22 protein-coding genes are annotated in these 24563 nt (G+C 47.0%); 12 read left to right on the top strand and 10 right to left on the bottom strand.

All coding sequences use genetic code 11. The features are described 5' to 3' along the window. Position 1: 1 nt before the first annotated feature. From C2740_RS06085 to C2740_RS06075, 3 genes are all read right to left on the bottom strand, one after another. Positions 2-460, bottom strand: a complete 459-nt coding sequence (locus C2740_RS06085) for a phosphate-starvation-inducible protein PsiE (protein ID WP_215292329.1) — start codon at positions 458-460, stop codon at positions 2-4. 108 nt (positions 461-568) lie between these two features. Beyond that, a complete protein-coding gene (locus C2740_RS06080; RefSeq protein ID WP_215294336.1) occupies positions 569-1843 on the bottom strand; it encodes an NAD(P)/FAD-dependent oxidoreductase in 1275 nt (424 codons plus the stop codon). 10 nt (positions 1844-1853) lie between these two features. Then, complete coding sequence (locus C2740_RS06075) at positions 1854-2189, bottom strand: c-type cytochrome (protein WP_215292327.1); 336 nt, start codon at positions 2187-2189, stop codon at positions 1854-1856. 180 nt (positions 2190-2369) lie between these two features. On the opposite strand from C2740_RS06075, the gene C2740_RS06070 reads away from it, so the two are divergent. From C2740_RS06070 to C2740_RS06060, 3 genes are read left to right on the top strand one after another with little or no spacing between them, the layout of a single operon-like run. Beyond that, complete coding sequence (locus C2740_RS06070) at positions 2370-4091, top strand: glycosyltransferase family 39 protein (protein WP_215292325.1); 1722 nt, start codon at positions 2370-2372, stop codon at positions 4089-4091. After that, positions 4088-5335, top strand: a complete 1248-nt coding sequence (locus tag C2740_RS06065; RefSeq protein ID WP_215292323.1) for an exo-alpha-sialidase — start codon at positions 4088-4090, stop codon at positions 5333-5335. Before C2740_RS06070 ends, C2740_RS06065 begins: the two co-directional genes overlap by 4 nt. Beyond that, on the top strand, positions 5335-5955 hold the full coding sequence (locus C2740_RS06060; protein ID WP_215292321.1) for a hypothetical protein: 621 nt from the start codon (positions 5335-5337) through the stop codon (positions 5953-5955). Before C2740_RS06065 ends, C2740_RS06060 begins: the two co-directional genes overlap by 1 nt. A 74-nt stretch (positions 5956-6029) precedes the next feature. Here C2740_RS06060 and C2740_RS06055 read toward each other — a convergent pair whose 3' ends face one another. The 6 genes from C2740_RS06055 to fabI all read right to left on the bottom strand — a co-directional run bounded on the left by C2740_RS06055 (position 6030) and on the right by fabI (position 12374). Then, positions 6030-7013: a tripartite tricarboxylate transporter substrate binding protein BugD gene (locus tag C2740_RS06055; protein ID WP_251369716.1), complete on the bottom strand. Its 984-nt coding sequence runs from the start codon at positions 7011-7013 to the stop codon at positions 6030-6032. Between the two features lie 77 nt (positions 7014-7090). After that, positions 7091-7936, bottom strand: a complete 846-nt coding sequence (locus C2740_RS06050; protein ID WP_215292317.1) for a CoA ester lyase — start codon at positions 7934-7936, stop codon at positions 7091-7093. Beyond that, positions 7933-9327, bottom strand: coding sequence for an MmgE/PrpD family protein (locus C2740_RS06045; RefSeq protein ID WP_215292315.1), 1395 nt, complete (start codon positions 9325-9327; stop codon positions 7933-7935). Before C2740_RS06045 ends, C2740_RS06050 begins: the two co-directional genes overlap by 4 nt. A gap of 29 nt (positions 9328-9356) precedes the next feature. Then, positions 9357-10241: a MaoC family dehydratase N-terminal domain-containing protein gene (locus C2740_RS06040; protein ID WP_215292313.1), complete on the bottom strand. Its 885-nt coding sequence runs from the start codon at positions 10239-10241 to the stop codon at positions 9357-9359. Between the two features lie 22 nt (positions 10242-10263). After that, positions 10264-11592, bottom strand: coding sequence for a chromate efflux transporter (gene chrA, locus C2740_RS06035; RefSeq protein WP_215292311.1), 1329 nt, complete (start codon positions 11590-11592; stop codon positions 10264-10266). Then, the gene (gene fabI, locus C2740_RS06030) at positions 11589-12374 is read right to left on the bottom strand and encodes an enoyl-ACP reductase FabI (RefSeq protein WP_215292309.1); all 786 of its coding nucleotides are present in this window, start codon (positions 12372-12374) and stop codon (positions 11589-11591) included. The genes chrA and fabI overlap by 4 nt, the downstream gene beginning before the upstream one ends. Positions 12375-12424: 50 nt before the next feature. Between fabI and C2740_RS06025 the strand changes: the two genes are divergently transcribed. The 5 genes from C2740_RS06025 to C2740_RS06005 all read left to right on the top strand — a co-directional run bounded on the left by C2740_RS06025 (position 12425) and on the right by C2740_RS06005 (position 18812). Continuing rightward, entirely contained in the window at positions 12425-14293 is a 1869-nt protein-coding gene (locus C2740_RS06025; protein WP_215292307.1) for an extracellular solute-binding protein, read from the top strand. Positions 14294-14304: 11 nt separating this feature from the next. Further along, a complete protein-coding gene (locus tag C2740_RS06020) occupies positions 14305-15369 on the top strand; it encodes a microcin C ABC transporter permease YejB (protein ID WP_215294335.1) in 1065 nt (354 codons plus the stop codon). Next, positions 15366-16391 carry an ABC transporter permease gene (locus tag C2740_RS06015; protein WP_215292305.1) on the top strand — a complete coding sequence of 342 codons (1026 nt, stop codon included), beginning with the start codon at positions 15366-15368 and terminating at the stop codon, positions 16389-16391. The genes C2740_RS06020 and C2740_RS06015 overlap by 4 nt, the downstream gene beginning before the upstream one ends. Next, complete coding sequence (locus C2740_RS06010) at positions 16388-18025, top strand: ABC transporter ATP-binding protein (RefSeq protein WP_215292303.1); 1638 nt, start codon at positions 16388-16390, stop codon at positions 18023-18025. Before C2740_RS06015 ends, C2740_RS06010 begins: the two co-directional genes overlap by 4 nt. Before the next feature lie 136 nt (positions 18026-18161). Beyond that, entirely contained in the window at positions 18162-18812 is a 651-nt protein-coding gene (locus tag C2740_RS06005; RefSeq protein ID WP_215292301.1) for a C40 family peptidase, read from the top strand. 12 nt (positions 18813-18824) lie between these two features. On the opposite strand, the gene C2740_RS06000 is transcribed toward C2740_RS06005, so the two are convergent. Then, entirely contained in the window at positions 18825-19709 is an 885-nt protein-coding gene (locus C2740_RS06000; RefSeq protein WP_371818565.1) for a patatin-like phospholipase family protein, read from the bottom strand. A 231-nt stretch (positions 19710-19940) separates the two neighbouring features. Between C2740_RS06000 and scpB the strand changes: the two genes are divergently transcribed. From scpB to nusA, 4 genes are all read left to right on the top strand, one after another. Next, a complete protein-coding gene (gene scpB / locus C2740_RS05995; RefSeq protein WP_215292299.1) occupies positions 19941-20606 on the top strand; it encodes an SMC-Scp complex subunit ScpB in 666 nt (221 codons plus the stop codon). A gap of 6 nt (positions 20607-20612) precedes the next feature. Then, positions 20613-22397, top strand: coding sequence for a pseudouridine synthase (locus C2740_RS05990; protein ID WP_215292297.1), 1785 nt, complete (start codon positions 20613-20615; stop codon positions 22395-22397). 184 nt (positions 22398-22581) lie between these two features. Next, the gene (gene rimP, locus C2740_RS05985) at positions 22582-23073 is read left to right on the top strand and encodes a ribosome maturation factor RimP (protein WP_215292295.1); all 492 of its coding nucleotides are present in this window, start codon (positions 22582-22584) and stop codon (positions 23071-23073) included. Then, entirely contained in the window at positions 23070-24551 is a 1482-nt protein-coding gene (nusA, locus tag C2740_RS05980; RefSeq protein ID WP_215292293.1) for a transcription termination factor NusA, read from the top strand. Before rimP ends, nusA begins: the two co-directional genes overlap by 4 nt. The last annotated feature ends 12 nt before the right edge of the window (positions 24552-24563 follow it).

The raw sequence follows: 24563 nt of genomic DNA, 5'->3' as shown, positions 1-24563 counted from the left end.
GCTATTCACTCTCACCAGATCGACTGGGGAATTTGAAAGAGGCATAACGAACCACTGCATTAGCTAGTGCCAGAATCAAGATTGTGAGACCCATGAGGAGGATGGCCATATCTGCCTCATGCTTAGTATTCACCAGGTCAATAATGAGACGGGTGACAGCAGTGATGGCGACATAGATCAAAAAGCGTACTGGCATATGGTTGGTCTTGAAATAAATACCAACCATCGCGCCAATTTCAAGGTAGATAAATAGCAAGAGCAGGTCTTCAATCGAGGCCGAGCCTTTGTTAACCATTCCTAAAAAGGCAACTGCTGCTGACCAGACTGTTGCAGCACCAATTCCAAACAAGGCGATGCGATGAAAGAGAGATACAAATAAGTTGCCGATTGGTACCGTCCATTTTTCAATGGCATCTTCTAATTGGGATGCATCTTTTGGCGAGTGAGGGGTCATGTTCATAAAGTCTCCTGTTTGCTGATCTATCTTTCTCAGTATATTTCTCAATTGCGCTCAGAAGAATAAAAAAAGAGGCCCATAGGCCCCTTTTTTCTGAAGTGTTGACTTTGATCAACCCAAACTATCAGCCCAAATGTTGTGGGCCCACCCCCAGGCATACACCCCTTCAAGGGTGGATGGTGCTGGCGATAGCCCTCCAGAGCCGGGAACAGTCTTGAAGGTTTTTTCAGTGGCGTTGTACTGGTGGACACTAGCAACGTGAACAACTTCACGGTCGTTGACGAAGCTGTAGCAAGTATTAGTGAGGACGGGAGCAGGATTCACTTCCCAGCCACTGAGTTCAGCAACAATTGCCGCAGCTGCCACTTTGGCGTGTTGATTGGCCATGTGACCAGACTTGGGCATTGCTGGCGCAATTTGAATAGAGTCGCCTAAGACGTGAATGTCTTTTTGGGCTGTGGATTCAAAGTTAATAAAATTCACATTGACCCAACGCCCATTTGAATTCGCCAAGCCTGTTTTCACTGCAATCTCACCGGCACTCATTGCGGGAAGTAAATTCAATACGTCAGCCTTGATGTCATCTTGAACTTCAAGCTTGATTGTTTTGGTTTTTGCATCAACAGCGGTGACATTGTGCTTTGGTAAATACTCAATGATTCCAGAATACTGCTCAGCCCACACTTTCTTAAAGAGCGCACCCTTCGATGTCACATCTTGGTTCGCATCCAAAATTAAAACTTTAGATTTAGGCTTGTTGTGTTTGAGATAGTTTGCTACTTGGCAAGCCCGCTCATAAGGGCCAGGAGGGCAGCGATAAGGAGCTTCTGGGATGCTAATTGCAAAAGTACCGCCATCGCGCATTGCGGCAAGTTGTTTGTGAAGTGCAACTGTTTCAGGGCCAGCTTTCCAGGCTTGCAATGTTACGCCGGCCTTGTTTGCTTGCGCTAATCCTTCAATGCTATTCATCATCAAGGTAACGCCTGGTGAAACAATAGCTTTGTCGTAGCGTAAGGTTTTGCCTGATGCAAGTGTGACCGTCTTTTTATCTGCATTAATACTGGCAACACTATCTTGCATGATTTTGATGCCATGACGTTTGCTTAGATTATCGTAAGGAGTGGTGATCTCTGCGAGAGTGCGTGAGCCACCGACAACCAAATTCGATAGCGGGCAAGAAACAAAAGAAGCATTTGGTTCAATGAGGGTTACTTTGGCCGTGTTGTTGGAAAATAGGCGCAAGTATTTGGCAGCAGTGGCCCCGCCATAACCTCCGCCAATAACTAAAATTTCTGCTTTTTGTAAATTAGCGCGAGCTTGTCCGGAAAATCCCGCAAGCAAACCAAGCGCTGCTGCGCTTTGACCAATAAAGTGTCGACGATCCATCATGGCTTCCTTATTGTTTCTTGCCAAGTTGATTGGCGATAGTTTCAAGTTGCTCATCAGAATAGCCTTTGGCTAACTGCGGCATGATTGTTCCTTCACGAGCGCCAGATTTAAATGCTTTTAATTGAGTCAGCATTTGTTCGCTAGTGAGGGTATTGATTAATGGCATTCCGCCGTCAACTACACCTTTGCCATCGGTGCCATGACAGTTGGCGCAAGTGGCAGCCAGGCCGCGTTTATATAAATTACTGGCTTCAGCATTTTGCGCAAGGGCAACCCCGCTCCACTGGCTAAAGCCGATATAAAGCACTGCTAGGATTGCGGGTTTGAGAAACTTTGCTCGCATCGGGTCCATCTCCATTTAGTTTATTTCTAGGTAAAGCATTTTATTTTTGCTTGATAGCATCTTAAACAAGAAGTTCTAAAAAGTGAGTTTTTCCTCAGATTCATTTTTCATAAGCTCATTCGAAAAAGTGGATCAATTCATTTTTTTCAAGCCTTCATGCAAGCCCTATAAACTATAGGTATGCGAGGTTCATTTTCTTACCGTTCTGCCCTCTTAATCCTCTTTTTAGGTGTATTTACCTATCTCTACGGCTTAGATAGTCGATTTGCCCCTAAAAACGGGGATGAGTATCCCTACATGCATATAGTGCGTATGACTGCACAGACAGGCAATTGGCTTCCCCTGCAGTCCGAGATGGACGGAATCAAGAATACTAAGCCACCACTTATTTTTTGGCAGGGCATAGCTAGCAGTCATTGGGCTAGCAAATGGTCGCTAATGAATTTGCGTTGGCCTAGCGTGCTCTATACGGGGCTTACTGCATTTTTCTTGTTTTTGGCGGTACGTCGATTTAGCGGTAAAACCCAAACCGGTGTATTGGCAGCTCTGGTATGGCTTTCATTTTTCGCGACCTATCGCTATGGACGCCCTTTTCTAGCCGACCCCCCAGAAGTTTTTTGGATAAGTTTGCCATTCATGGCCCTTTTGTATTGGGGGCGGTGCGCATTTGAATCCAAACTCTTGTTCCCGTTATTGGCTGGCATCTGTTTTGGTCTGGCGCTCTTCGCTAAATCCTTTGCTTATATCGCTCCTGCCACATTCGCTCTAGGCCTTTGCTACTGGCGCTGGCGGCAATGGAGTATTCCAAACACATTGACGCGTGATCTTTATAAGATTTTTATTGCTGGCATATTGGCTTTATCAGTATTTGCTTTATGGTTTGCTTTTGATCCAAATCCTGAGGCGGTTTGGAAAGAATTCGTGCTTGGTGAGAATGCCGGTAAGTTTGCCGCCCGCAACTCTAACTATGTGCTGGATCTTCTGCGTGGCGGCGATAGCATTTGGCTACTCCTTTTAACCACCTTAGCTAATGCAGGCTTATTTACTTTTGTCTTGGCCTCCACCTTGTTGCAATGCTGGCGTGGGCGCCGCTTCTTAGATGTGGAAGAAGTTCTCTTGCTATTGTTGATTGCTGCATTTTTGATCGTGTTTGCCTTACCTAGCCAGCGCTCTGGTCGTTATCTGTTACCAGTGATGCCAGCATTTGCTGTACTCATTGCGCTACATTGGGAGCGCTTGCCTTTGTGGGGATTTCGGCTCGCCTTATTTCTTCAGCTCATGATTCTTTCACTGTTTTTGTGGATAGGCGCCAATCTGCAGCTCTCTGGCCTTACCGGGGAGGTGGGCGCATGGAGCTATTCTTATGGCCATTGGATATTGATCTCTGCCAGCCTCCTGATTGCTTTAATAGGTTTATTCAGGATCAATCAGACAAAGACGCTAGCATTGGCGGGATGTTTTCTGACGTATTGTGTACTGACGAGTAGCCTAGCTCCATTGGAGGGTGACCTAGGGCGTTACTCAGCTGCGACAATTGCTCAAATACAAGGTAAAAATGTCTGGATTCCTTGCGACTATCGCGCTAAGGATGAAGAGTATCGATTGCTGCTGCCTGGCGCCAAGCTGCATGGTTATTTAGCAAAAGATGCTACTGATGTTGCTGGCCTAACAAGTACTTACCCTTTGGTTGCTGTACACACTTCACTCGACTCTCCACCTGAGCTATGTAATTCCTGCCAAATAGTAGGGCGGAGAATGGAAATGCGCGCTCGACACTCTCAGGAAGAAATCATCGAGATGTTGCAAGGTCAAATCGGAAAGCATCTTTTTGTGAATGAGTATTTAGTTGCAACACCAGTGATCGCACCAGATCTTTCTAATGTAAAGGATGTTTGTAGATGAGCCGTGTGATCGCCCTTTGTTTTCTATTTTTAGCTGCAGTGATTGGCTTTTTACATATTGATAGCCGTCCAGTTTGGGCCCCGTTTGCAACCAATGCGCCAGCTCCAGCTGAGGTGGAATTGGAGTCCCCTGTAAATTTAAAATCTAAAAACCAAAATACCCCGAATAAGTTGGGCATTGCAAATCCGATCAGCACTTGGTTGCCTGAGACGGGCGCTGCTTCAGTGCATGCGGCATCTTTGATTGCATTAAAAGATGGTGCAATACGGGCATTTTGGTTCGCTGGAAGTCGTGAAGGCGCTGCAGATGTTGTGATTAATAGCGCTGTCTTTGATCCCAAGTCATCAAGCTGGAGTACGCCTACTGTCGTGATGGATAGAGTGAGCGCTGAAAAAGGTTTATCCCGATATATCGCTAAATTAGGCAATCCGGTTCCAGCCAGAATGTCGGATGGTCGTCTGCAATTATTCTTTGTCACGGTATCGATTGGTGGTTGGGCAGGTAGCTCTATCTCCAGTGTGATTTCTGATGATGAAGGTTTAACGTGGAAAAATCCTCAGCGCTTGATTAGTTCACCCCTGGTGAATCTCAGCACCCTAGTCAAATCGCCAAGCGTTTTGTTTGCAGATGGCCGGCTTGGCTTGCCCGCTTATCACGAATGGATTGGGCGCTTTGGCGAATTTCTGAGAATCGATGCAGGTCAGGTGATTGATAAGCGCCGTATGAGTTCAGGTCGAAGTGCGATTCAGCCAGTGGTTTTTGTAAATGATGCCCAAGATGCAACTGCGTATTTCCGACAGACGAGAGGCGCCAGTCAAGCAAAGCAGGTGCCTGTCAGTCAAACACAAAATGCTGGCCAATCATGGAAGTTAACCACAGACTTAGCAATTGCTAACCCCAATTCTGCGCTTACTGGTTTAGAGTTAAATAATGGCACACGCATTTTGGTTCTCAATAATATTGAAACTGGTCGTTATCGCTTGGTCTTGATGATGAGCAACAGCAAATCCGGAGCATGGCATACGGTAGAAGTATTGGAAGATGATGAGGCGTTGCCGGATGATCAGCGCAAAGAGTTTTCGTATCCATACCTCATGAGTGTTGATGGCAATGATGCCCATTTGGTTTACACCTGGGATCGCAAGAAGATTCGTCACCGGTATTTTTCTGGTGCTTGGTTAAAGTATGCCCAGAACCAACTGCCTATCCTACCAACAGATCCACTCTATCAGGAGGCTAAATAATGAATAACCTTATGCAAACTGTTGCCCTGATAGAAATGTCTCTTACTTGCGCAGCCCTGATTACTTTGCTGCTGCAAAAAACCTTTCCACAAGAATTCTCATTGAGTACTAAAGTACTTTTGGTCTTCTTTATTGGCAATCTCTTCTATTGGCCTTTCGGATTCGGCATGGAGTTGCCGCCTGCTGCTTATGTAAGAGCTGTTATTGGTGATCTTAGTATCGTCACCATGTTATTGCTATGGGCATCATTGCTGCCAGGGGGTAAGCCAGCGCCATTGACTTTCAAGTTTGCTATTGTCTTCATCGCCATTGGGTTTTATCCGTTTGCCTTAGGGTTTAGCATGGTGGATCCCTATGCTTGGGGCTATGGCTCCATCGTATTTTTTATTGCGGTTTTATTTTTCGCCCTAGTATGCGGTTTGGCTAATTGGAATAAAGGTGTATGGATCATAGCCATCGCCATTCTTGCTTGGGCGGCCCAATGGCATGAGTCTGCCAATCTTTGGGACTACTTACTCGATCCTTTATTGGTGATCTGGGCTTTGATTGCGTTGATCGGGGCGTTTTATAGAAAGCGCAGAGATAAAGCCCGCTCAGGTTATTTATTTAGACCGGGTTAAGACTCATTAGCATTATTCCTTTAGCAAGAAAAAAGCCAGCAGATCGCTGGCTTTTGATTTCATAGCCTAAAGGCTTAGTCTGGAATATTCGATTTACGAATAATCGGACCCCATTTATTCACTTCTGCTTCAAGGTGAGACTTTAGGCCATTGGGCGTCATCTTCTCTGGTGAAACGATGTCGATATTGGCGTCTTCTAAACGCTTCTTAACATCTGGGGAATTTAAGGCTTTCTTTAAGGCTGCATTAAGCTTATCTAAGATAGGCTTTGGAACACCTTTTGGTGTGTACATGCCATGCCAAACTTTGACTTCGAAACCTTTCAGACCTTGTTCATCCAAAGTAGGCACATTTGGAATTGCAGGCAAGCGTTTTAAGGTGGTGGTGCCATAGGCTTTAATGCGACCATCCTTAATGTAAGGAATTGTTTGGGTAGTTTGGTCGCAAAGTAAATCAACTTGTCCGCCCAATAGATCTGTCAGAGCCGGGCCAGTTCCTTTATAGGGGACGTTTGTCAGTTTGACGCCCATACGACTCTGAAAGAGTAAACCGCAAAGCTGTGAAACGGCGCCTGGGCCGGCATTAGCCATCGTGACTTTTGAGCCATTTGCTTTGATATAGGCCTCCAACTCTTTGAAGTTATTTGGCGGCAGATCTTTTTTACCCAAAAGCACCATTGGCACATCAGCTACTTGGCCAATGTATTCAAAGCTGGTCAGCGGGTCGTATGGGAGCTTATCGTAAAGCGCATTAGCCGTTGCCATTCCCATGTGATGTAAATAAATGGTGTAACCATCAGGAGCGGCGCGCGCCACTTTAGTTGATGCAATGGTTCCACCTGCGCCATTCACATTCTCGACAACAACAGTTTGCCCTAAAGCCTGTCCCATTGGTACTGCAATTAAGCGCGCAACAGTATCCGTTGGGCCGCCAGCAGCAAACGGCACAATCAGGCTAATGGATTTGTTTGGCCAATCTTTTTGAGCGATGGCATTGCCACTCAGTAGTGCGCTAGCAGTGAGCGCTGCGGTTATTCCGGAAAATAAGAAATTCTTCATTTTCACTTTGGTCTCCATGATTTAGTTATGTTGACCAATTCTGCCAGTTTTAGAGCTTTTTAGGGATAGGGAGATACCTAGTGTTTACCAGCAATGGCAATGGTTCTTTGGGCCAGCAAAACCACTGGTCGATCAATCATGCGTCCATCGAGCTTTACTGCGCCTCCTTTAGATGCTTTATCGGCCTCAATGACTCGCTTAGCCCAGGCAAGCTCTTCCTCTGAAGGCATGAAGGCTGACTTCACAATACCCACTTGCTTTGGGTGGATACAAAGTTTTCCGCCAAAGCCCATGCGTTTTGCCCGTTCAGCATCATCCTGAATGCGCACTACATCATCAGTAGAAGGCGTAACCCCATCAACAGGAGGGGCAATCTGGGCCACTCGGGATGCCAAGACGATTTGATAGCGCGCAGTTTGTAGTTCGGTTTCTTGTGGGTCACAAACCATACCAAGGTCTGCTTGAAGATCTAGGTTACCTAAGGCAAGGCGAATCACTTGGTTGGCATTAGCAATTTCGCGAAGATGATCTAGTCCAATAGCAGTTTCAATCATGGGGATGAGAGCGGTATTCGGCAAAACGAGCGCAGCACCATTCATCTCATCTGCGGACTCACTCTTTGGTATGAGTAGGCAAGCAATATCGAGCTCTTGTGCCAGAATTAAATCAGCAGCATAAAACTGACTACCTGGTGAGTTGCTGCGAATGACTAAACGTTTCTGTTGTTCAGCAGTAAAGCTAGGCCAAGCGGTTCGAATTGCGTTGCGAGCAACTTCTTTATCTTCCGGAGCAACCGCATCTTCCAAATCAAGGATGACTCCACTGGCGCCGCTATCAAGTGCTTTAACAAAACGCTCAGAACGGGTGCCTGGTACAAATAAAAAGTTACTACAAAAACCTAAAGGCGTATCAAGTGGATTCATAAGGGTGGAGTCGATTCATTGCTTGGAAGTAAAGAGCCTATCTTGGCCTGTTTGCGGATATTCCACAAGAGGTCAATCGCTTTAGTCATCTCAGCAGGGCTAGCGCCACCACTAAAGGCAGCAAGGCGCAGAGCTTTATCGGTAATTTCATGGCGGCTTAAAGTATTGCCGGGATCGCCCTTAGGCTCATCTACACGACCATCTAAAATGTCGCCGTTATTTAAGTGCACTTTCACTTTACCAATCCAGCGCTGTGGATAGGCGTCATCCACCTCGGGATCAAGGGTCATCGTGACTCGATCGCGGAATAGACAAATTGCATCATCATGAAAATGCGCATCGAATTCTTGCAGCCCAGCGAATTGATAGTGTGCAACTAAGGCAAGAACAGTGCCCATCGAAAATTTGGATTGATGTACGGTCGCAGGATTGATAACAGGACCCAAGACATCGATCGCACCTTGGTGCACTAGGGTTTCGACTTTGGCGATATCGCTAGGCTTTAGTTTATTAGTCAGCATCACTTGCAATAGTGCATCAGCAGCAGGGTGGGTGTGGCGGCACGAGGCGTGGTACTTAAAGCTTGTTTCTGCTAAAGCCCAGCGAGCACCTAATTGATCGACTAATTTGCTAGGATCGGCATCACTTGATGTGCCGGCAGCTAGTCCCTGCTTGCCTTCGAGGATATGCTCGGCGCCCGTAAAACCTGCTTGAGCAATATAGGCTGACATCAAGCCTGTTGCCGCAGCGTGGGCAGTATGTAATTGTTTAGAGTCTGCAGCATCACGCAGAAATTCCCAGAGACCAGCAGATTGTGTGCCAGCAGAACCAAAGGCGTGAAGCATTTGCGCAGGAGAAAGCTTCAGAAGTCTCCCTACTGCAGCAGCAGCAGCAAGGGTGCCTGCAGTACCGGTAGTGTGAAAGACTTTGTAATGTGAGCGACCCAAAAACTCACCAACCCGAATACCAACTTCATAACCAGCTACAGATGCCACTAAAAGATCTTCACCAGAAGCCCCGATTGCTTGAGCACAAGCTAAGGCCGGTGGAAATACCACCGTAGCGGGATGGAAGACTGAACCGTTATGAACATCGTCTTGCTCTGCTACATGTGAAGCGGCTGCATTAGCCATGGCTGCCAAAAAAGGGCTTGAGCGTTTGCGGGTGATCAGAATTTCAGAGGGGCCAGCATGTGCGTCATCAAAGCCACCCATGGTTTGGGCGAACTGGGTAATGGTTTCAACGGGGCGAGAGCCCTTGCCTGCGATTGCTGAACCAAACCAATCAACTAATAAATCCTCGGCGCGACTCATTACATCGTTTGGAATGTCGCTGACTTTTAAATTAGCAGCAAAGCTAGCCAGTTCGCGCGATAAATGTTGATTCTGCATAAAAATATTCTCTCCTCAGGGCTGATGCATTAAGCCAAAATAGCAGTGGCTTGCATGGTGAGCCAGTCTTCGTGATCTTGCGCCCAAATAGCAATTGTTTTGCCGCTCGGATCTTTCTCTAAATCCGGTTTGGCTGATACTTTAAAGTTGTTGATGTCAAAAGTCGGTCGAATTGCGCGGAACTCAAAGCTCTTCAACTTGCAGCCTGGAATGCTTTGCCGAACGAGATCGACCAACAGAGTCGCGATCAATGGGCCATGAACTATTAACCCAGGATAGCCTTCCACCTCGGTAACGTATTTGCGATCGTAATGAATGCGATGGCCATTGAAGGTAAGAGCTGAGTAACGAAAGAGCAGCACATCATCAGGAGCAATAGTCTTTGTCCACTTGGCCTCGCTTGGCGCCGGAGTAGGGGGGACTGGTTTGTCATCGGGCCCTGGCGCATCGCGATAAACGATATCGTGTTCCTCGATAATTGCTAGACCATTTTGATTGGAGACCTCATGTTTGACCAAGACAAAAATCAAATCACCACTGCGACCTGCCTTATGGGTAACAGATTCAATTTTAGAGACACGCTCGATTTCATCGCCAACAGAAAGTGGCGCTAACCACTGCACGCGACTACCTGCCCACATGCGACGTGGTAGCGGGACCGGAGGAAGAAAGCCACCGCGCTTGGGATGACCATCTGGCCCAATTTCAGATTCGCGAGCATGCGGTAAAAAATAGAGCCAGTGCCAAAGCTCAGGCAGAAAAGTACTTCTGGTTGGAGCCGGATCATCCCGATCCAGCGTTGCCGAAAGGGCGCGCATTGGCGCTGCTGTTACAAGATCTTGAAAAGACTCGGTTTTGCCAAGCCATTCTTGTAAGTGGGTGATGGTTTCTGGTTCGATTCGCATAAGTTCCATTATGCCAATCTTGGAAAAAAGCTTAGTTCATCAAAACGGCAGCGAGGTAAGTAAGAAGTCCAGCTAATGCAGACCCTCCCAATACTGTCATTACCCCTTTTTTGAACTTAAACAGAGCTAATCCAGCTAACAGGCAGATGATCATCGATACCCAGGAAATTGAGCCACTCAGGCCACCTGGTAAAAACACATGGTATGCAAAGAAGAGTCCTAAATTAGCAATAACGCCAACGACTGCTGCGGTAATGGCAGTAAGTGGTGCGGTGAAGCCTAACTTGCCATGAGTCGATTCAATTAAAGGGCCACCAACGAGAATAAAAAAGAAAGATGGTAGGAAGGTAAACCAAGTAGCAACGCAGGCGCCAATGACACCAAACCAAAATGGATTACTGTTGCCAATGAGATGCTGAATATGGCCAGCCAAATAGCCAACAAAAGCAACCACCATGATGAGTGGCCCAGGAGTTGTTTCTCCAAGCGCTAAACCATCAATCATTTGATTGGCGCTTAGCCAATGAAAATGATCGACCGCACCTTGATATACATAAGGCAGGACTGCATAAGCGCCACCAAAGGTCAGCAGCGCGGCCTTGGTGAAGAACCAGGCGATTTCAGGATAAAGTGTGTTCCATCCAAAGATTGCTATTAAGGCTGCAATCGGGAGTAACCAGCAAGCAAGTGCCACCACACTGTGAAAAATCGTTTTTTGAATATTGAATTGCGCATGCTCAGGGGTGGGGGTGTTGTCATCAATGATGGCGCTACCGTAATTTTTCTCCTGGGAATTTCCGTGAGAGCCCATTTGCTGAAAATATTGTGGGTAGCGCTTACCGCCCCAGTAACCCACTGCAGCAGCGATCATGACAATAATTGGGAAGGCTAAGTTCAGAAGGAAGATAGCCAAAAAAGAAACCAGCGCAATCCATTTCAACGCTGGGTTATGAATCGTACGCTTACCAATGCGAACAGCTGCATGTAAAACAATCGCGACCACTGCCGGCTTAATGCCAAAAAAGATTGCGGCAATCCAGGGCACCTGTCCGAAGGTGAGATAAATCCAGGATAGAGCAATCAAAATAAATAGTGATGGCAAGACAAATAGACTTCCGGCCAGAATGCCACCCCAGCTGCGGTGCATCAGCCAGCCAATATAAGTCACTAGCTGTTGCGCTTCCGGCCCTGGCAACAACATGCAGTAGTTCAGAGCATGTAAAAAGCGCCGCTCAGAAATCCAGCGACGCTTCACAACCAACTCTTGATGCAAAACAGCGATTTGCCCTGCAGGCCCACCAAAACTAATAAAGCCGAGTTTGGCCCAAAACTTTAAAGCCTCACGCAGCGGAATGCTCAAGCGTCTTCCATTCCGCCAACGACTTGACTAAAGCCATTATCGACGTAAATGATTTCAGCGGTAATGCCGTTGGCTAAATCGGATAACAAGAAAGCGGCGGTATTACCAACGTCATCAATCGTGACGTTGCGACGCAGTGGAGCCGTTTGCTCAACTGCCTCCAATATTTTGCTAAAGCCCTTAATGCCAGAGGCAGCCAGAGTTTTAATTGGGCCAGCAGAAATACCGTTAGCACGAATGCCTTTGGGGCCCACTGATCCAGCAAGGTAGCGAACAGATGCTTCTAGAGAGGCCTTTGCCAAACCCATGGTGTTGTAGTTTGGAACATTCTTCATTGAACCTAAGTAGGTCAATGTGAGTAATGAAGATTTGTCACGCAACATTGGTAAGGCTTCTTTTGCCATCGCTGGAAAGCTGTATGCAGAGATGTCATGGGCAATCTTGAAGCCCTCACGAGAGAGGCCCTCTAAAAAATCACCGGCAATTGCTTCGCGCGGTGCAAAACCAATCGCGTGGACGAAGCCGTCAAATTGCGGCCAAGATTTGGATAAATCCTTAAAGAGTGCTGAAATCTGCTCGTCGCTACCAACGTCACAGTCAAAAATGAGCTCGGTATTGAATTCTTTCGCGAAATCCACAATGCGGTCCTTGAAGCGCTCACCTACGTAGGTAAAGGCCAATTCGGCGCCTTCGCGGTGACATGCTTTGGCGATACCATAGGCAATAGAGCGGTTGGAGAGGAGGCCGGTAATGAGGATTTTTTTGCCGGAGAGAAAGCCCATGTTGTGTCCTTTGCTTCAAATATGATTAGCTATCTACAATTGTTGCATATATGCCTACCTTAAAGCCCATTCACCAAATCGCCCGATTCTTGCTGCTGACCATGCTAGTGGGGCTTGGGGCCAATACGGCAGGTGCGGCTCAAGGGATTTCCCAGTACGGCAAACCAAAATATGCCGATGGATTTGCCCATTTTGATTACGTTAATCCCAATGCGCCCAGGGGCGGCACCCTGACTTTACCCAACCCGGGGCAAAGAACCAGTTTTGATAAGTTCAATCCATATACTTTGCGTGGAGTCACTGCCCCAGGTATCGATTTGATGTTTGAATCTTTAGCTGAGGGGAGTGCAGATGAAGTCTCTAGCATCTATGGTCTGCTTGCTGAGGATATTGAGGTAGCCAAGGATCGTAAGTCCGTGACATTTCGGATTCGTCCAGAGGCAAAATTTTCTGATGGCACACCTGTATTGGCTGCAGACGTGAAACACAGTTTTGATGTCTTGATGAGCGGTAAAGCCCACCCGCGTTACAAAACTACTTTTGCTGATATTAGTGAAGCGGTCGTACTTTCAGATCGATTAGTGCGGTTTGATTTCAAGAATAACAATGCTGAACTACCGATCTTGGCAGGAACGCTCCCCATCTTCTCTCGAAACTGGGGTAAGCGTCCTGACGGCACGATGATTGCGTTTGATAAGCTTGCGTTTGAGACTCCTATTGGCAGCGGCCCCTACTTAATTGAATCTTTTAAGGCAGGCAAATCGATTGTCTACAAGCGCAACCCTGAGTACTGGGCTGATCAATTAAGTAACCCCCTCAATGTGCGTGTGGGTTTTTATAACTTTGATCGCGTGCTTTACAAACTTTACAGTGATGACGCTGTCCGCCTTGAGGCTTTTAAGGCAGGGGAGTTCGATGCCATCGTCGAGTATCGCGCCAAAATCTGGGCTAAGGGTTATGTTGGCTCGAAGTTTGACAAGGGCACTTTGCTAAAGAAGGCATTCCTAAATCACAATGGGGCTGGGATGCAAGGCTTTGCAATGAATTTGCGCCGCCCTATTTTTAAAGATGTGCGAGTACGCGAAGCTTTGGGTTATGCCCTAGATTTTGAATGGCTCAACCGTCAAATTTTTTATGATCAATATAGTCGTATTAACAGCTATTTTCAGAATAGCGATTTGAGTGCAAATTTTGACGGTCCACGCAAACCTACTGAAGCCGAGTTGAAGCTGTTGAGACCATTAAAGGCAAGGTACCCACAATGGGTGCCTGATGCTGTATTCGGTCCAATGCCTCCAGCGCCATCTACTAAGCCACCAGCGACTTTGCGCCAGAACTTAAAGAAAGCCCGCGAGCTCTTGATGCATGCTGGCTGGCAGTATCGTGATGGCGCTCTGCGTAATGAAAAGGGTGAACCATTTCGTTTTGAGATTGTTGAAGACGGAGGATTCTTTTTAAGAGTCATTTCCGCTTACATCCGTAATTTGGAGAAGTTGGGTGTTCAGGTTGATATTCGGACAAGTGATTTCGCGCTTCATCAAAAGCGTATGGATGAGTACGACTTTGATATGACAACTATTCGCTTTCCAGATTCGCAAAATCCTGGCAACGAGCTGTGGGATCGTTTTGGTAGTCAAGCGGCCAAGGAAAAAGGCTCTGATAATGTCATTGGAGTGCAATCACCAGTGGTAGATGCCTTGGTTGAGGAGATTACGAAGGCACAAAATCGTGACGAGTTACGGGCTGCAACAAGAGCCTTAGACCGTGTTCTTTGGAATAGCTATTACGTTATTCCACAGTGGTACAACCCAACTCATCGCGTGGCATATCGCAAAGAGATGCATTACCCCGAGCCTCCTCTGTACTATTCAGCAGAGCCCTGGATTATGCAAAATTGGTGGAAAGAAGAGTCTAAATAATGCAAGGTCAAATGCGCGCCTATATTTTTAAGCGGCTACTCTTGATGATCCCAACCCTATTGGGCGTCTTGACTCTGACCTTTGCAGTAGTGCAATTTGTCCCAGGCGGTCCAGTGGAGCAAATGGTGCTCGAATTAAAGGGGAAGGGTGCTGGTGCAACTGGAGGATCTGAGTCATCTGGTGCTGGAGCAACCTATCGTGGGCGCCAAGGCGTTGATGGGCAACGCCTAGAGGAGGTCAAGGCGCTCTATGGATTTGATAAGCCACCGTTAGAACGTTACTTCATGATGCTCGGACGTTTTGCAAGATTCGATTTAGGCCAAAGCTATTACCAACATGAAAGCGTTTGGGGTTTAGTGGTCTCTAAATTGCCGGTGTCTATCAGTATTGGCTTGTGGACTTTCTTCATCACCTATTTAGTTTCTATTCCTTTGGGCATAGCGAAGGCAGTACGTGATGGCTCTCGCTTTGATGCTGTTAGCAGCAGCATCATTTTGGTTGGTTACGCCATTCCCGGATTTGTCTTAGGTATCTTATTGCTGGTGGTTTTTGGTGGAGGCAGCTTCCTGCAGATATTCCCTTTGCGAGGTCTTACTTCTGATAATTGGAGCGATCTCAGTTTAATTGGCAAAATAATGGACTATTTGTGGCATTTGGTTCTGCCAATTACAGCCTCTGTGCTCGGTAGTTTTGCTGTTGTCACCATGCTCACTAAAAACTCTTTTTTGGAAGAAATTCGCAAGCAATATGTTTTGACCGCTAGAGCAAAAGGACTCACTGAAAAACAAGTTCTTTGGAAGCATGTATTCCGTAATGCGCTATTACCCCTTGTGACAGGTTTTCCTGCAGCATTCATTGGCGCATTCTTTACTGGCTCACTCCTGATTGAGACGCTTTTTTCATTGGATGGACTTGGCTTACTCTCCTATGAGTCTGTGATGCGCAGAGATTACCCAGTGGTATTTGGTACTTTGTATTTATTTACGCTGATTGGCTTGTTTACTAAGCTCATTTCAGATCTTTGTTACGTTTATATTGATCCTCGCATTCAGTTTGGCGCAGGGGGCGGGTCATGAGTCGTTGGCAGCGCTTTAAACAGAGTCGAATCGGCTATGCGAGCTTGTGGATCTTCACAATCCTATTTGGCTTATCAATGTGTGCAGAGCTCATTGCCAATGACAAGCCCTTGGTGGTGCGTTATGAGGGGCATTTTTATTTTCCGATTGCCAAGAACCAGGCGGAAACTGTATTTGGTGGCGACTTCTCGACCCCAACTGATTTCTTGGATCCCGATATTCGTCAAAACATTACCAGTAATGGCAATTGGGCAATCTATCCGCCAGTGCACTACAGCTACGAGACTCTGAATTACTTCTCAAAAGTTCCCAATCCAGCGCCGCCTTCGTGGGAAAACTGGTTGGGTACGGATGATCGCGGGCGTGACGTACTGGCACGTCTGATTTATGGTTTCCGCTTATCAATCTTATTTGGTCTGGCGCTCACAATTGTGGGTGTGAGTGTGGGCATCATTACTGGATCTCTGATGGGATTCTTTGGCGGTAAATTTGATTTAGTTTCACAACGGTTGATTGAAATTTGGTCAGCAATGCCAGAGCTTTACCTGCTGATTATTTTTGCCTCGATCTTTAATCCTAGCGTTTCCTTATTGATTATTCTGCTCGCTGCATTTGGATGGATGGGCTTATCTGACTACGTGCGTGCAGAGTTTTTTCGTAATCGTGCCTTAGAGTATGTGCGAGCGGCACGAGCGCTAGGTTTAACTAATGTGCAAATCATGTGGCGGCATATTTTGCCAAATAGCTTGACCCCAGTGATTACTTTTCTACCATTTCGTATGAGTGCGGCTATTTTGTCGCTGACAAGTCTAGATTTCTTGGGTTTGGGTGTGCCGCCTGGTACGCCAAGTCTTGGTGAGCTACTCTCTCAGGGTAAGGGTAACTTGGATGCTTGGTGGATTTCACTATCAACATTCGTAGTTTTAGTGGCGACTTTGCTATTGCTCACTTTTATGGGTGAGGCATTACGGGATGCTTTTGATTCTCGTAAATCAGGCGCGATGAGCGGAGGCCGTTCATGAGTTTGCTGCGTTACGAAGATCTTTGCATTTCATTTGGATCGGGGCGCCGTGAAAAGTTTGCCGTGAATCATCTCGATTTAGAGATTGGTATTGGCGAGCGCGTTGCTCTCGTTGGCGAGTCTGGCTCTGGCAAAACCTTAACTGCACTTGCACCATTACGTTTAGAGCCAGAAGGGGCCAAAGTATCTGGGAAGATATTGTGGAATCGAAGGGATGGGCAGGGCACAGTGGATTTACTTGCAATGCCGATACAAGATATCCGTGAAATCCGGGGCCGAGAAATTGCAATGGTGTTTCAGGAGCCAATGACTGCGTTAAATCCATTGTTTACTGTCGGCAATCAAATTATTGAAGCAGTGCAAATTTATCAACCCTTGATTTCTAAATCTGAGTGTATCGATGCGGCGATTGATTTACTCAGAAAGACTGGCATCCCTGAGCCAGAGCGTCGTTTTCATTCCTATCCCCATCAACTCTCAGGCGGCCAAAGACAGCGCGCCATGATTGCGATGGCATTGGCATGTAAGCCCCGCCTTTTAATTGCCGATGAGCCAACTACCGCGCTAGATGTCAGTTTGCGTTTGCAGATTTTGGATTTACTCAAGGAGCTCCAAGAGGAATCTAAAGATCAAGGGGGTATGGGTATTTTATTGATCACGCATGATCTGAATTTAGTAAAATACTTTGCCCAGCGTGTAGCAGTTTTAAACCAAGGCAACTTAATGGAGTCAGGGTCAACTAAACAGGTTTTTACTCAACCAAGCGACCCTTATACAAAGGCACTCGTTAATAGCAAGCCTGTTCGTAACTTAGCTCCTCTCATGCCGCTAGCCCCAGTGCTTCTCAAGACAGAAGATTTATCGGTAGCGTATCCAAGCTCTGAAACCGGCTCATGGTTTAAAAAAGCGCCACCCCATCAAGTATTAAAAAAGGTGAACTTCTCTTTAAAGCAGGGGCAAACGATCGGTGTGATTGGCGAATCAGGTTCTGGCAAGACCACGCTTGGTATGGCAGTGTTGGGTTTGCTAGGTGATTCTGCAGCGCTGGTCTCTGGAGAGGTTGATGTTTTAGGGAGTAATTGGCAACAGCTAAAACCAGTAGAGCGCCGTGCAATGCGCGCAAGCTTGCAAGTCATTTTTCAGGATCCATTTGGGTCGTTATCTCCCCGTATGAATGTGATGCAAATTGTGGCCGAGGGATTGGATATTCACTTTCCCAAACTCTCGGCAACTGAACGAGAAAATCGTGTGGTAGATATTTTGAAAGAGGTTGGCATTGATCGCTCAGCACTCACTCGCTACCCACATGAATTCTCTGGCGGACAAAGACAGCGTATTGCAATTGCGAGAGCGCTCATCTTGCGTCCACAAATTTTGGTGCTAGATGAACCCACCTCTGCTTTAGATGTCTCAATACAAAAACAGGTTTTGGCCTTGCTTGCTGAATTACAGAAGAAGTACAACTTGGCCTACCTCATGATTAGTCATGATTTGGCGGTGATAAGGGCAATGTCCCATGAGGTCATGGTGCTCAAGGATGGCAAAGTGGTGGAGTTTGGAGATACTGAAACCTTGATTCAGCACCCAAGTCAGACCTACACACGGGAACTTTTTGCTGCAGCTGAGTTGACTTAATTGGGCGGCAAAACCCACCTTAGATGGGCTAATTTGGTGCATTTGCCCTATTTTAAGGATAAATTATGTTTATAAACATGGACTTAAGACTACAGTCTGACTTGGTTGTTTAAGAATTCTTTGTTAAACTGGTTCGATGCCTCTAAAAAAAGCGCTACTCATTAAGTTCCTTCGGCTTGCCCTGGGCTTAACTGTTTCCATCTCGACTTATGCAGTCGACGCGCCTAATGACGCCCCTGTTGAAGCGGTGGTGGTGCCTAAGGAAAGCATGTTTCAGGCAGGGCGCTCTTATATCTCACGTGTTTCTGATCGCTTCGTTGATACCGTCTCTGGAAAATCAGAAGAGTTAATTAATCGCGCCATGGAAGTCATTGGCGTACGCTATCGCTGGGATTCTGAGTTACCCCAGTCTGGATTGGATGGCAGTAGTTTTGTTGGCTACGTATTCAAAGACAAGCTCGGGTTTTTGCTGCCACGCAAATCAACACAAATGAGCAGTGTTGGTAAACCGATCAATCGTGATGAGTTGCAGCCCGGTGATCTTGTATTTTTCAATACGATGCGCCTAACCTTTTCACATGTTGGGATCTATGTTGGCGACAACAAATTTATTCACTCTCCCTCCAAGGGAACAGCTGTTCGTGTTGATGATCTTGGAAGTCTCTATTGGGATAAGCGTTTTGATGGCGCACGTCGCTTAGATGGCAGTGATAACTTGGGTGATGCAGAGCGTAAAGAGCTGCTGAATGAAGTCAAAAACCTCAAGCGTAAGTCGCGCAGCCTGTAAGACAGGGGCTCTCTAGCCCTTTAGCTTTTCCTTAATTAAAACCATTTGCTCCTGCGCTGCAGCCTCTCCAGCAAGAATGGCTGCATTTCTGGATTTGAAATCACCGCCGCTCATTTGCTTGAGTTGAGGGGTAATCACAATGTCAGCGCTCTTCAATTCATATTGGTTAATACTTCTTTGCATAATGGAAATGGTTTGTTGCAAGACGCCAAAGGTACCGCTGGCATCTTGATGCACTGGCTCAGAAGAAATGTTGACCGCGATGACGATGGTTGCACCCATCTGTCTTGCGAAACTGACCGGTACTGGTGCCACTAATCCACCATCAACATATTCTTTTCCACCAATTACAGTAGGTTGAAAGACGCCAGGTACGCTGCACGATGCCCGAACAGCCTGGCCAGTATTGCCACTTCTAAACATTACCCCTTTGCCTGATTGCAACTCAGTGGCAACAATTCCGAGTGGAATGCGCATTTGCTCAATAGTTTTGTTTTGTACTTCTCGATTGACCATGTTTTGCAAGGCATCCCCTTTGATGAGACCTCCAAAACGCCCAACAAACGGTAAGTCCCAGTCAGCAATCGTGGCCTCATCCAAATTTAAGGCGAGGCGATTGAGTTCGTTACCGGTAGCGCCTGAAGCCAGAAGGGCGGCAATCACGCTACCAGCACTGCTGCCAACGACGATATCGGGTCGAATACCCTGAGCCTCGAGGGCCTTAATGGCGCCCACATGGGCAAAACCCCTTGCCGCTCCTGCGCCCAGCACTAATCCAAGCACTGGCTTTTTGTTTCCAATGAGGCTGCATGAGGAGAGGCCTGTTGTTCCAATCAGAGCGCCAATACCTATACCCAGACCCATTAGGCGACGGCGCTCTGGGGAGTTTGGCTCCATAAGTGGTCCATTCTGCGGTTTTGATGAAATATTGTGCATATGGCTATTGTATTGAGCCTACCTTATAATGGATCCACGGTGAACGAAAAGGACTTCGTTTCGGCGCGAACCAATCCCCCAACTAGAATTAATGAGATGGATTGTTCGTAGTAGCTAGAGAACACCACAAACCCATTACTGAAATACATTTTTTAAAGCCTCATCAGGAAGATTCCTGGTAGCCCGACTTTTATGGACGATCACAACAAGCGCGTTATTGAAACAGCCCTCCTGTGCGCACAGGAACCACTCAGTGTTGCTGATTTGTCTCGCTTGTTTGTTGAGGACATCACCACTGCAGATATCGAGGAGGCATTGCTAGAGTTGCAGCGCGCCTGGGACAACAAAGGAATGGAGTTAGTACATATTGCGACTGGTTGGCGTTTCCAGAGTCGTTTATCAATGCGCGAGTACTTAGACCGTCTCACTCCTGAGAAGCCGCCTAAGTATTCTCGTGCAGTGATGGAGACTCTAGCGATTATTGCTTACCGCCAGCCGGTTACTCGCGGAGAGATTGAAGAGATTCGTGGTGTTGCTGTGAGTAGCAACGTCATGAAGCAGTTGGAAGATCGTGGTTGGGTAGAAGTCATTGGTCATAAAGAAACTATCGGTCGTCCAGGCCTGTATGCCACCACCAAACAATTTCTAGATGACTTGAGTTTGACAAACTTGCAAAGCCTGCCGATGTTGGAGGATGCCGCACCAATGGCTGCTGCAGAGCAGTTAGGTCAAGCAATCATTCAATTTGATGCAGATGCCACTGTAGAAACCGTAATCATCAACGCAGAAGATTCAATCAATGAAGTAGTAGAAGAAGTTACTCCTGAGTCTGAAGAACCATCAGACGAAACAAAATAATAATTAATGACAAGCTCTAACGAAAACGATTCATCCCCGGTAGTAAATTCATCGGCAACTCCCCCCAATTCAGATGCTGTGCCATCAAATACTGATGGCCCTAAGACTGAAGGTGGCGAGCGTGGAGAGCGTCGCCCCCGTCGTCAAGGTGCAGGCGGCAGTAAACACCCTTTTAATAAGAAGCGCCCTTTCAATAAGGATCGGCCTCGTCGCGCAGGCGGTGAAAGCAATGGCCCGCGTGAGGGTGGCAATAGTCAAGGCAATCAAGCTGCCAAATTAGCCCCAAATCCAGCAGAAAGCGAAGCCTTATTTGCTTCAGTAGTTTCTGGTGAATTTGATGCAGCTTTGGATGCTCCTGAAGCCTTGGAGGTAAAAAATCCTGATGGTGTGAATGAGAGTGATATCTCTCACCAAACTGGCGCAGAACGTCGTGCGCAACGCGCACAAGGTTCGCGTGAAGATGAAGATCCTGACGCGCCAACAGAAGAAGAAATGAGTAGCCTGCAGTTTGCGAACGTTGATGATTTACCACTCAGTTTGCGTGATGAAGTTTGGTCTGACCTCGATGGTTTAGATGATGATGCTGATGATGAAGATACCGTTAAGTTGCATAAGGTATTAGCTGACGTTGGCATGGGATCCCGTCGCGATATGGAAGATTTGATTATTCAAGGGCGAGTATCGGTTAACGGATTGCCTGCGCATATTGGTCAACGGATTGGACCAACTGATCAAGTTCGTATTAATGGCAAGCCAGTGCATCGCAAAATTCAGACTAAGCCACCGCGTGTGATCATGTATCACAAGCCTGCTGGCGAAATCGTGAGTCAGTCCGATCCTGAAGGTCGCCCAACTGTATTTGATCGCTTGCCAAAGCCGCGCCAGGGCCGTTGGATTGCAGTAGGTCGCTTAGACTTCAATACTGAAGGCTTGTTGTTATTCACTACTTCTGGCGAGTTAGCAAATCGCTTAATGCATCCCCGCTATGGTGTTGAACGTGAATACGCAGTGCGTATCTTGGGTGAGTTGAGTCAAGAAAACACAGCGCAACTAAAGAGCGGTATTACGCTTGATGATGGCCAAGCTAAATTCTTACGCCTAGCAATGGGTGGTGGTGACGGTGCTAACCGTTGGTATCACGTTGCATTAAGTGAGGGTCGTAATCGCGAGGTGCGTCGGATGTTTGAAGCGGTTGGTCATACAGTATCTCGCTTAATCCGAACTCGTTATGGCATTTTCTTATTACCTCCACGCTTAAGGCGGGGGAAATGGGAGGAGATTGAGGCCGGCGGTATCTATAACTTGATGAAGTCTGCAGGCTTAAAAATGCCGCAGCCGCAAGATAAGGGTCGTGGCCCTAATCCAAATAATCGCGATCGTCGTCCTACGGGAGAAGATTTCCAGCCTGATCCAATGCAAACCTCGGTTTCTTACTGGGGTTCTCGCGATGCCTTAACCCTTGCTAGTGGCCATAACGGCCTAACGCATCAGGGTAGAGGCGGTAAACCGGGCGGTGGCGGTACTTCTGCTGAGGGGCGCGGTCCTTTCCGGGGTCGCACCCAAGGTGGTAGGCCTGGTCAGGGTGGCGGTCAGCCCGGACAAGGTGGTCAGGGTGGAAATGGTCAAGGCCAGAACCGCAACAAGGGCAAAAAAGTACATCATGGCCAGTCTGCCTTTGTAACTGGAAGCCCTCAAACTCCTGGGAATGGACCTAAACGGGGCGCGCCAAAAGGGCGAAAACCTTTTAACAAAGGCCCTAGAAAACCCCGTAATCCAGGCGAAAGCTTCTGATTTCTAACAGTTTTCCCTTAAAATCAGCTATAATTTTGGTCTTACAGCAGGTTTCTGCTGTTTTTAGTTTGTTTTAGTTATTACCGACTGATGTTGCGATCAACGTAAGTCGGCCTGTTCTGAATTTCGAGAATATGGGCTTTGAAGCCCATTTTTTTTTGCCATTTTGGTATGAAGGGTAGTCGTGAAGGATCAGCAGGTTATTTCTGCAGAGCTGGAAAACTTAGGTTACACGTTAGTGGATATCGAGCGTGAAGCCGGTGGTCTGCTGCGCGTCACGATTGAGAACCCCGATTATGAGCGTTTGATTACCGTCCTCGATTGCGAGAAGGTGAGCCATCAATTGAGCTACACCTTGCCAGTTGAGAACATTCCTTATGAGCGCTTGGAGATTTCTTCGCCGGGCTTAGACCGCCCCGTGAAGAGTGCAGCAGATTTTGAGCGTTTTGCTGAAATGGAAGTGGATTTGAAATTGCGTGTTGCCGTTGGCGGCCGTAAAAATTTTCGTGGTGTGTTGCAAGGTTTGCTGACTGGTGAATTGAATTCACCTGATGCGAAATTTGGTTTGGTGTTTGAGGGTGCTGATGGTCAGCCCTCTCAATTGGAGTTTTCTTTAGCCGAGGTCGATAAGACTCGGTTGGTCCCTGTTATTGATTTCAAAGGAAGAAAGTCATGAGCCGAGAAGTTCTCATGTTGGCAGACGCCCTAGCGCGTGAAAAGAACGTTGATCAAGTTATTGTGTTCGAGGCGCTAGAAATGGCGTTGGCCTCAGCCACTAAGAAACGTTATCCCAACGAAGATGTGGATATTCGTGTATCGATTGACCGCGAGTCAGGCGAATACGAAACCTTCCGTCGCTGGTTGGTTGTTCCTAATGAAGCTGGTTTGCAAGAGCCTGATAAAGAGATTTTGCAATTTGAAGCTCAAGAACAACTTGCCGATATGGAAGTTGGCGACTACATCGAAGAGCAGATTGAATCCTTAGCATTTGGACGTATTGGTGCGCAAGCTGCCAAGCAAGTGATCTTGCAACGTATTCGTGATGCTGAGCGTGAGCAAATTTTGAACGACTACCTTGAGCGTGGCGAAAAAGTCATGACCGGTACCGTGAAGCGCGCTGATAAGAATGGATTGATCATTGAGTCAGGTCGTGTTGAAGCTTTATTGCGTCGCGATCAAATGATTCCGAAAGAGAACTTGCGTTCCGGTGACCGTGTTCGTGCCTATATCCTGAAAGTGGATCGTGAAGCACGTGGCCCACAGATTGAACTCTCCCGCACTTGCCCAGACTTCTTGATCAAGTTATTTGAGAACGAAGTTCCAGAGATGGAGCAGGGCTTATTAGAGATTAAGGGTGCAGCCCGTGATCCTGGTATTCGTGCCAAGATTGCCGTTGTGACTTACGACAAACGCATTGATCCAATTGGTACTTGCGTTGGTGTACGCGGAACACGTGTTACTGCAGTGCGTAACGAAGTTGCTGGAGAAGCAGTCGATATCGTATTGTGGTCTGAAGATCCAGCGCAGTTTGTGATTGGTGCATTGGCTCCCGCACAAGTTTCTTCAATCGTGGTTGACGAAGAGCGTCATGCGATGGACGTAGTAGTTGATGAAGAGAATTTGGCAATTGCGATTGGCCGTAGCGGACAGAACGTTCGTTTGGCAAGCGATTTGACTGGTTGGCAGATCAACATCATGACTCCAGAAGAGTCTGCTGAGAAAACAGAAAAAGAAGCTTCTTCTGTACGTCAGTTGTTCATGGACAAATTGGATGTTGACCAAGAAGTGGCTGATATTTTGATTGAAGAAGGTTTCAATACATTGGAAGAAGTGGCATACGTGCCATTGTCTGAGATGTTAGAAATTGATTCATTCGATGAAGATACTGTGAATGAGTTGCGTACTCGCGCTCGTGATTCCTTGTTAACTATGGAGTTAGCAAAAGAAGAGCGTATTGGGGAGGTTTCTCAAGATTTACGTTCTTTAGAAGGAATGACAACTGAGTTGATTGCTAAGCTTGCTGACAATCAAGTTCATACCCGTGACGACCTTGCTGAACTAGCTGTTGATGAGCTAGTTGAGGCGACACAAATTGACGAAGAAACTGCGAAAACGCTCATCATGAAAGCGCGCGAACATTGGTTTACTTCATGAGAGGAAGTAGTG

Origin of the sequence: Polynucleobacter sp. MG-5-Ahmo-C2 (assembly GCF_018687735.1) — a bacterium.
Taxonomy (GTDB): domain Bacteria; phylum Pseudomonadota; class Gammaproteobacteria; order Burkholderiales; family Burkholderiaceae; genus Polynucleobacter.
Note: the sequence above shows the minus strand (reverse complement) of the source record. Positions and strands in the feature narration are given on the sequence as shown.

What these genes read in the sequence shown, in the direction of transcription:
- C2740_RS06040 (WP_215292313.1), bottom strand. Translation starts at nt 10,241, where the DNA reads ATGGAACTTATGCGAATCGAACCAGAAACCATCACCCACTTACAAGAA.
- fabI (WP_215292309.1), bottom strand. Translation starts at nt 12,374, where the DNA reads ATGGGCTTTCTCTCCGGCAAAAAAATCCTCATTACCGGCCTCCTCTCC.
- C2740_RS05990 (WP_215292297.1), top strand. Translation starts at nt 20,613, where the DNA reads ATGACAAGCTCTAACGAAAACGATTCATCCCCGGTAGTAAATTCATCG.
- C2740_RS06065 (WP_215292323.1), top strand. Translation starts at nt 4,088, where the DNA reads ATGAGCCGTGTGATCGCCCTTTGTTTTCTATTTTTAGCTGCAGTGATT.
- C2740_RS06085 (WP_215292329.1), bottom strand. Translation starts at nt 460, where the DNA reads ATGAACATGACCCCTCACTCGCCAAAAGATGCATCCCAATTAGAAGAT.
- C2740_RS06080 (WP_215294336.1), bottom strand. Translation starts at nt 1,843, where the DNA reads ATGGATCGTCGACACTTTATTGGTCAAAGCGCAGCAGCGCTTGGTTTG.
- C2740_RS06060 (WP_215292321.1), top strand. Translation starts at nt 5,335, where the DNA reads ATGAATAACCTTATGCAAACTGTTGCCCTGATAGAAATGTCTCTTACT.
- C2740_RS06015 (WP_215292305.1), top strand. Translation starts at nt 15,366, where the DNA reads ATGAGTCGTTGGCAGCGCTTTAAACAGAGTCGAATCGGCTATGCGAGC.
- C2740_RS06075 (WP_215292327.1), bottom strand. Translation starts at nt 2,189, where the DNA reads ATGCGAGCAAAGTTTCTCAAACCCGCAATCCTAGCAGTGCTTTATATC.
- C2740_RS06020 (WP_215294335.1), top strand. Translation starts at nt 14,305, where the DNA reads ATGCGCGCCTATATTTTTAAGCGGCTACTCTTGATGATCCCAACCCTA.
- C2740_RS06005 (WP_215292301.1), top strand. Translation starts at nt 18,162, where the DNA reads ATGCCTCTAAAAAAAGCGCTACTCATTAAGTTCCTTCGGCTTGCCCTG.
- C2740_RS06070 (WP_215292325.1), top strand. Translation starts at nt 2,370, where the DNA reads ATGCGAGGTTCATTTTCTTACCGTTCTGCCCTCTTAATCCTCTTTTTA.
- scpB (WP_215292299.1), top strand. Translation starts at nt 19,941, where the DNA reads ATGGACGATCACAACAAGCGCGTTATTGAAACAGCCCTCCTGTGCGCA.
- C2740_RS06025 (WP_215292307.1), top strand. Translation starts at nt 12,425, where the DNA reads ATGCCTACCTTAAAGCCCATTCACCAAATCGCCCGATTCTTGCTGCTG.
- C2740_RS06000 (WP_371818565.1), bottom strand. Translation starts at nt 19,709, where the DNA reads ATGGAGCCAAACTCCCCAGAGCGCCGTCGCCTAATGGGTCTGGGTATA.
- C2740_RS06010 (WP_215292303.1), top strand. Translation starts at nt 16,388, where the DNA reads ATGAGTTTGCTGCGTTACGAAGATCTTTGCATTTCATTTGGATCGGGG.
- nusA (WP_215292293.1), top strand. Translation starts at nt 23,070, where the DNA reads ATGAGCCGAGAAGTTCTCATGTTGGCAGACGCCCTAGCGCGTGAAAAG.
- C2740_RS06050 (WP_215292317.1), bottom strand. Translation starts at nt 7,936, where the DNA reads ATGAATCCACTTGATACGCCTTTAGGTTTTTGTAGTAACTTTTTATTT.
- C2740_RS06045 (WP_215292315.1), bottom strand. Translation starts at nt 9,327, where the DNA reads ATGCAGAATCAACATTTATCGCGCGAACTGGCTAGCTTTGCTGCTAAT.
- C2740_RS06055 (WP_251369716.1), bottom strand. Translation starts at nt 7,013, where the DNA reads ATGAAGAATTTCTTATTTTCCGGAATAACCGCAGCGCTCACTGCTAGC.